This window comes from Alkaliflexus imshenetskii DSM 15055 (assembly GCF_000517065.1).
Lineage (GTDB): Bacteria > Bacteroidota > Bacteroidia > Bacteroidales > Marinilabiliaceae > Alkaliflexus > Alkaliflexus imshenetskii.
Map to the genome: position 1 here is coordinate 1927125 of NZ_KI912105.1, position 5595 is coordinate 1932719.

The 5595-nt window shown below is 37.5% G+C and carries 7 protein-coding genes; 1 reads left to right on the plus strand and 6 read right to left on the minus strand.

The window, feature by feature from the left end; genetic code table 11:
• On the plus strand, positions 1–597 hold a 597-nt coding region (locus ALKIM_RS19250), incomplete at its 5' end, for a transposase (protein WP_044117821.1).
• On the opposite strand, the gene ALKIM_RS0107985 is transcribed toward ALKIM_RS19250, so the two are convergent.
• From ALKIM_RS0107985 to ALKIM_RS18010, 6 genes are all read right to left on the minus strand, one after another.
• On the minus strand, positions 586–1602 hold the full coding sequence (locus ALKIM_RS0107985; RefSeq protein ID WP_026474178.1) for a S41 family peptidase: 1017 nt from the start codon (positions 1600–1602) through the stop codon (positions 586–588). The genes ALKIM_RS19250 and ALKIM_RS0107985 overlap by 12 nt on opposite strands.
• Positions 1603–1756: 154 nt before the next feature.
• Complete coding sequence (locus ALKIM_RS19880) at positions 1757–1924, minus strand: hypothetical protein (protein WP_157363845.1); 168 nt, start codon at positions 1922–1924, stop codon at positions 1757–1759.
• A 161-nt stretch (positions 1925–2085) separates the two neighbouring features.
• Complete coding sequence (locus tag ALKIM_RS19255) at positions 2086–2430, minus strand: hypothetical protein (protein WP_052345480.1); 345 nt, start codon at positions 2428–2430, stop codon at positions 2086–2088.
• Between the two features lie 449 nt (positions 2431–2879).
• Positions 2880–4220 (minus strand): M28 family metallopeptidase, encoded by a 1341-nt coding sequence (locus ALKIM_RS0108000; protein ID WP_026474179.1) that lies wholly within the window; start codon positions 4218–4220, stop codon positions 2880–2882.
• 95 nt (positions 4221–4315) lie between these two features.
• Entirely contained in the window at positions 4316–4840 is a 525-nt protein-coding gene (locus tag ALKIM_RS19260) for a transposase (RefSeq protein WP_052345481.1), read from the minus strand.
• Positions 4837–5304, minus strand: coding sequence for a hypothetical protein (locus ALKIM_RS18010; protein ID WP_044117822.1), 468 nt, complete (start codon positions 5302–5304; stop codon positions 4837–4839). The genes ALKIM_RS19260 and ALKIM_RS18010 overlap by 4 nt, the downstream gene beginning before the upstream one ends.
• Positions 5305–5595 lie beyond the last annotated feature (291 nt).

The following is a 5595-nucleotide window of genomic DNA, read 5'->3' on the forward strand; positions in this document are numbered from 1 at the left end:
TTTATTGGCGATGAATGGTTTGGGTATTTAATCCTTAATAAGGTGCCATTTTATATCAGGTTACGCGAAAACATGAAAGTCCGTGTGCCCGGCAAAGGCGAAAAAAAGGTCTTCTGGCTATTCAACCATCTACGGGTTGGCGTACACATGCATTACAGCGGGTTGGTCCATTTGGGCGGAAACCTTGTCTATTTGTCAGCTATCAAAACCATTGATAAAGCCACAGGTAAAATTGAATTTGTTATCATTGCATCGTTCAACAAACAGGACCAAGCACTGATTAACTATAAGGAAAGATGGCAGATAGAAACCATGTTCCGGGCCATGAAAACAAGTGGTTTCAACATAGAAGACACACATCTCAACAAGCTTGAGCGCTTATCTACCTTGATATCCGTTGTTTCCATTGCATTTATTTGGGCTTACCTCGCTGGTATAGACAAACATGAAAAAATTGTCACAATTAAAGTCAAAAAACACGGAAGAAGAGCCTTCAGTTTCTTCAAGTATGGGTTAATTCGGATTGCTCATGCATTGTCGAACACACTGGATATAAGCGAATTTAACAAATGTGTCAAAGTTTTGTCATGTACTTAGGAATTCGTGACTTATTTTGTACTCCACATTTGCAAACATCATGATTGTATCCTTTGTAAGATGTGACACGATGGTTTCATAAACAGATGTTGATCCGCCTCTGTTATCTCTCAAATCCAGTATTAATTTTTCAATGTTTCCAGATTTTGCCAGAGCAAAAGCAGAATCAATAAAATCCTTATCCTTGCCGCCAAACTGCTTATATCTAATTACAGCCAAATTCTTTTCTGTGGATTCACTATACGAACCGTTATCGCCCTCTATGAGAGTTTGAAGACCATTCGTTTCGATTGTCGAATCACTAAATTTCGCCAGCCGGCGATAATACCTTGGTTGTGATAGCCCTTTTAAATTGAACCTATACACCTCTCCTTCAGAATTCACTGCATCCACAAAAAAATATCTATTCATATCGTAATACAACCACAAATCACGTGTAATAGATGTTTCATTTAACTGATGAACCCTAAAGCTGAAATTGAAACCGTAATTATTGGCCAATAATCTCTCAACTATTTCTGAAGTAGGAATACCATTAATTGCAACAACTCTATCACTCTTGTCAAACAACTCTTTTTTGCGCAAATCAGCTCTCAGATACAACTCCTGTCCTTCAATTTTGAAAGCAACAGGCATTATTCTTGATCCCCAGAAAAATGCTCTCAGCATAATCGATGAAGGCACTCGTAATCGTGTGTGACCATCTTGTAATTCTGCTATAACTGGATTTAACTGCTGATAGAATCTCTTTTGACTGATTCTACCTTTCTCAAAAAAGTTTCTTTTCACACTATAAATCAAACTGTCAAACTGATTCTCTGATAAATACCAATAAGGATCTGGATGGATTTCTTCAATCTTCTGTTTTAAATAATCTAAATCTGCTTCAATTTCTGAAAAAACCAATCGTTTACTTTGGCACGATGAAAAGCAAACTACAATAAAAATATATAAAATAGTTTTTTTTATATATTTCTGAAATTCATATATAATATAACTTATCATTTATGGAGGGATTATCATTCTAAACCTATATGAAATCTTCTACTAAATAAGATCAAAATCCTAAAAACATCTATAGTTTTAATTTATCGAGATTCTTTTTAGCAATACAAAATTCATCTCTAAACTATATTTAGTTTAGAGATGAATCCATATTTTAGTAGTTAGCATTACAGATACATTTGCCAATTTTAATAACACCACTACCCATTTGAAAACGCGAATCACATACGCATAAACCTCCTTTAATTGTATTCATTTCTTTTGCTGTAAGAGGACTATTACCATGAATGCGCCCAAATTCTATAATTTTTAAAGTTTTCATAATACAAATATTAAACGTTATACAAAACCTACTCATCACACTCCATGTGTCCCTTTTCGGCATCCGGGGCATTGTTTTTCCGGCCGGGATAAATATTAAATGCAGAGTAAAAATATGGCGTGCCACTCCAAAAACTCTGGAGTGAGAGAAAATGATAAAATTTAGATTGCCTCTAAATAAGACAGGAGAGTCCCCGGGTTTTTCTGGCAAAACGAGGAAAGACTTTTGCTTCGCGTGGAGAAGCCACCTTTTATTGTGTCGAGTTGTATGCGCGCTTCATGCCGGAACCCAAAAACAAAACGCATGGGTGTGATGTATTCGTATCTGTTTCTATATGAGTTATACCTGATTTCGGCACCTAAATCTTTTGCCGTTTGTAGCAATTGGAAAAGTGAACTCTCTGAGATTTCGAGTTTTTGGGCAAGCTGGGATGGGCTTCCTGTGCAGTTTAACCGGATAAGTTGATCCAGTTGTTGCAACTGTTGAATTTTTCGGGATAGAAGCATGGGACTTCGGGTTTAAGGTTAAAAAAGAGACTCCTCTGGTTAGGAAGCATCTCAATGATTTGATATTGCAATTTAACCTAATGGGTGTGAACAAACAAATTTTTTAGAAGAAAATTAAAACCCCATCACCAACCAACATATACTGCGCACTTAACCAGTTAGCGCGAATCTGTGATTTGTGCTTTTTTTAACGTAGTTTTTATCTGCCATAGCGATATACTAATATGATTAAACTCGGGCTAAGTGCAATAGTCAACTTCGCTTTATAAAAAAACCAGTTGTTTTTTTATAAATTGCAGGTTTTGCTTAGCAGAATAATTACAGTTACATAATTGCGAATAACAAGTTACTTTTAAGCGAAGTTAAATACTTGGCTTTGCCAGGGGCAAGCAGAGGCCCGCATGAAAAATTCGAGCCTACGGCATTGTTTCGCAAGCCCCAATTTCATATCATTCAACCAGCAAGGTTCTTAACAGTAGAGTTAAATCAGCCATCTTTTCAAAAGATAGGTAATCCTTTGTGTCTGTGGGCTTGTGGCAATTCTTGTCAACACCTGAAAATATAAACAGTGACGGGATTCCTTTTCTAATGAAATTCGCTTGGTCGGAAGCTTTTAAATACTTAGGGTTTCCCGACAGGTTGAAAGATAGGTTTATCATTTTTTCCGCACCATCAACCAAGAAATCAATAACGTCATGCCCAACACAATTGGAGCTGTACAAGTAAAGCATTTCCGGTTGCCCTTCTAAAGTCCTTCCGACCCCTCCGACCATGTCCAAATTAAGCACGTACTTAATGGCTGCCAAATCAATAGTCGGATTGTCCACAAAAAAGCCGGATCCCAGCAAACCACTCTCTTCGGCCGAAAATGCAATAAAGACAAGATTCACGCTAGGGCTCCATCCGAACTTATGCTTGTCAGCTAATAACCTTGCCAATTCCAACATGACTGACACACCCGACGCATTATCATTTGCACCCGGAAAATGTGTTCCGTTAATTATCCCCAAGTGGTCGTAATGAGCTGTTATAACAATCGTACTATCGGTATTGGCTTTAGCCGGTATGTAACCAATTACATTTTTGCATTTTAAGGGTTTCATATCGCGTATAACGCACACTGTCACACTGTCCTCCTTATCGTGCTGCTTTTTCGAAATATACTTTGTTAACGCTCTGGTCAACGAGGTTGATGCCACCATTTTAAAAGTTAGTGAGTCTTTGCCTGAATCAAGTGTAAATAAAGGGTTGTTTCTTACGAACAATTCATATTGACCTAAAGCCCGACATGCAGACAAAAACTGTTTATTGTTATAAGATAAGCGAATTTCACCTTGTGTTTTCTTTGAAGAGAGTACAAAATATTGGTCACTTTGTCTTGTTATCAGAAAAGATCTTCGACCATTTAAGAATTCATTAGAATTGACACCTCCAAACCCAAGAGTGACAAAATCTTTTCCCGAATAGAACTTTTTTCCATCAACTTCAATAAACGACTCTTCTTTAACAGTCCCGTAATTGGCCACAATAAAATTTTGAAAATATATCGAATCAACCTCTTTGGTTTTATGATGGTTCAAGTCATAATTATTGAAACAACTATACAAATATTCAGCTGCTAAATCAGCTCCTCCATTATCAATTCCCCTTCCCTGAAATTCCTTTGAAGTTAAAATTGTCACATGTTCCTTCAAGTTCATTATTACAGTATCTTTCAAGTTGACTGAAATCTGCCCTGCTAATGAAAATGGGAGTGTACATAAAAAAATGAAATTTAAAAATAGCTTCATACCTTGTTGTGATTAGATTACTAAACAAAGAGGAACAATCTAAAGATAGCTCCTCTTTGTTTATTTTAATCTTCAAATTGAATAGAGCCTGAATTCTAAGTACATGACAAAACTTTGACACATTTGTTAAATTCGCTTATATCCAGTGTGTTCGACAATGCATGAGCAATCCGAATTAACCCATACTTGAAGAAACTGAAGGCTCTTCTTCCGTGTTTTTTGACTTTAATTGTGACAATTTTTTCATGTTTGTCTATACCAGCGAGGTAAGCCCAAATAAATGCAATGGAAACAACGGATATCAAGGTAGATAAGCGCTCAAGCTTGTTGAGATGTGTGTCTTCTATGTTGAAACCACTTGTTTTCATGGCCCGGAACATGGTTTCTATCTGCCATCTTTCCTTATAGTTAATCAGTGCTTGGTCCTGTTTGTTGAACGATGCAATGATAACAAATTCAATTTTACCTGTGGCTTTATCAATGGTTTTGATAGCTGACAAATAGACAAGGTTTCCGCCCAAATGGACCAACCCACTGTAATGCATGTGTACGCCAACCCGTAGATGGTTGAATAGCCAGAAGACCTTTTTTTCGCCTTTGCCGGGCACACGGACTTTCATGTTTCGCGTAACCTGATATAAAATGGCACCTTATTAAGGATTAAATACCCAAACCATTCATCGCCAATAAATTCCCTATCGCCCACGAAACCAGAGATGGACGAACAACCAAATAGCTCGATGTAGTCGTCAAAACAATTCTTGGCGCTCTGTGGCATTTTGAATTCCCACGTTTGGGAAGAAGTTTTCCACAGCAGCGGAATGGCCACGCCTTTATAACAAACACTGAGCATCAATATGTTGATATCCAAGCTCCCAAATTGCCAATTGGTTCTGTCCATGCTCAAGCGGTAGGGCGGTTTTAGAGGGGCAAAAGAGCAAATATCAGCCGGGCGAGTAAACGCCTCTCTATAAGAAACTCGGCGAAAATCGTTGCACCCGTCGATGGGCTCGATTACGTAGGTTGCCTGTCCCTCAAATCCTTGCGCAAGCTTTACGAACGAAACCGTTTGTAACTTGCACATTGCACAAACAATTGAAATCGTGCACTTTACCCGTGCTTTATGCCGTCCGGTCGTTTCTTTAAACAGTTGGATTAATTCGCTATATTTGTTATCAACCTTGGTGTTCACGTATAGTACAAAAGATGTGGTAATCAGCTGTAATATACTGAATATCAAGGTTTTATCCAAATGCTTTAGATTATTATTTAATTGATTTTCAATTATTTAACTGTTTTGTCATGTACTAAGGGTTTAAATATAACAGCATTCTCTTATGGGGTTATCGAAGGCGCATTTACAGGCCTTAAAGGG

What these genes read in the sequence shown, in the direction of transcription:
- ALKIM_RS0108000 (WP_026474179.1), bottom strand. Translation starts at nt 4,220, where the DNA reads ATGAAGCTATTTTTAAATTTCATTTTTTTATGTACACTCCCATTTTCA.
- ALKIM_RS19260 (WP_052345481.1), bottom strand. Translation starts at nt 4,840, where the DNA reads ATGAAAGTCCGTGTGCCCGGCAAAGGCGAAAAAAAGGTCTTCTGGCTA.
- ALKIM_RS18010 (WP_044117822.1), bottom strand. Translation starts at nt 5,304, where the DNA reads ATGTGCAAGTTACAAACGGTTTCGTTCGTAAAGCTTGCGCAAGGATTT.
- ALKIM_RS19255 (WP_052345480.1), bottom strand. Translation starts at nt 2,430, where the DNA reads ATGCTTCTATCCCGAAAAATTCAACAGTTGCAACAACTGGATCAACTT.
- ALKIM_RS19880 (WP_157363845.1), bottom strand. Translation starts at nt 1,924, where the DNA reads ATGAAAACTTTAAAAATTATAGAATTTGGGCGCATTCATGGTAATAGT.
- ALKIM_RS0107985 (WP_026474178.1), bottom strand. Translation starts at nt 1,602, where the DNA reads ATGATAAGTTATATTATATATGAATTTCAGAAATATATAAAAAAAACT.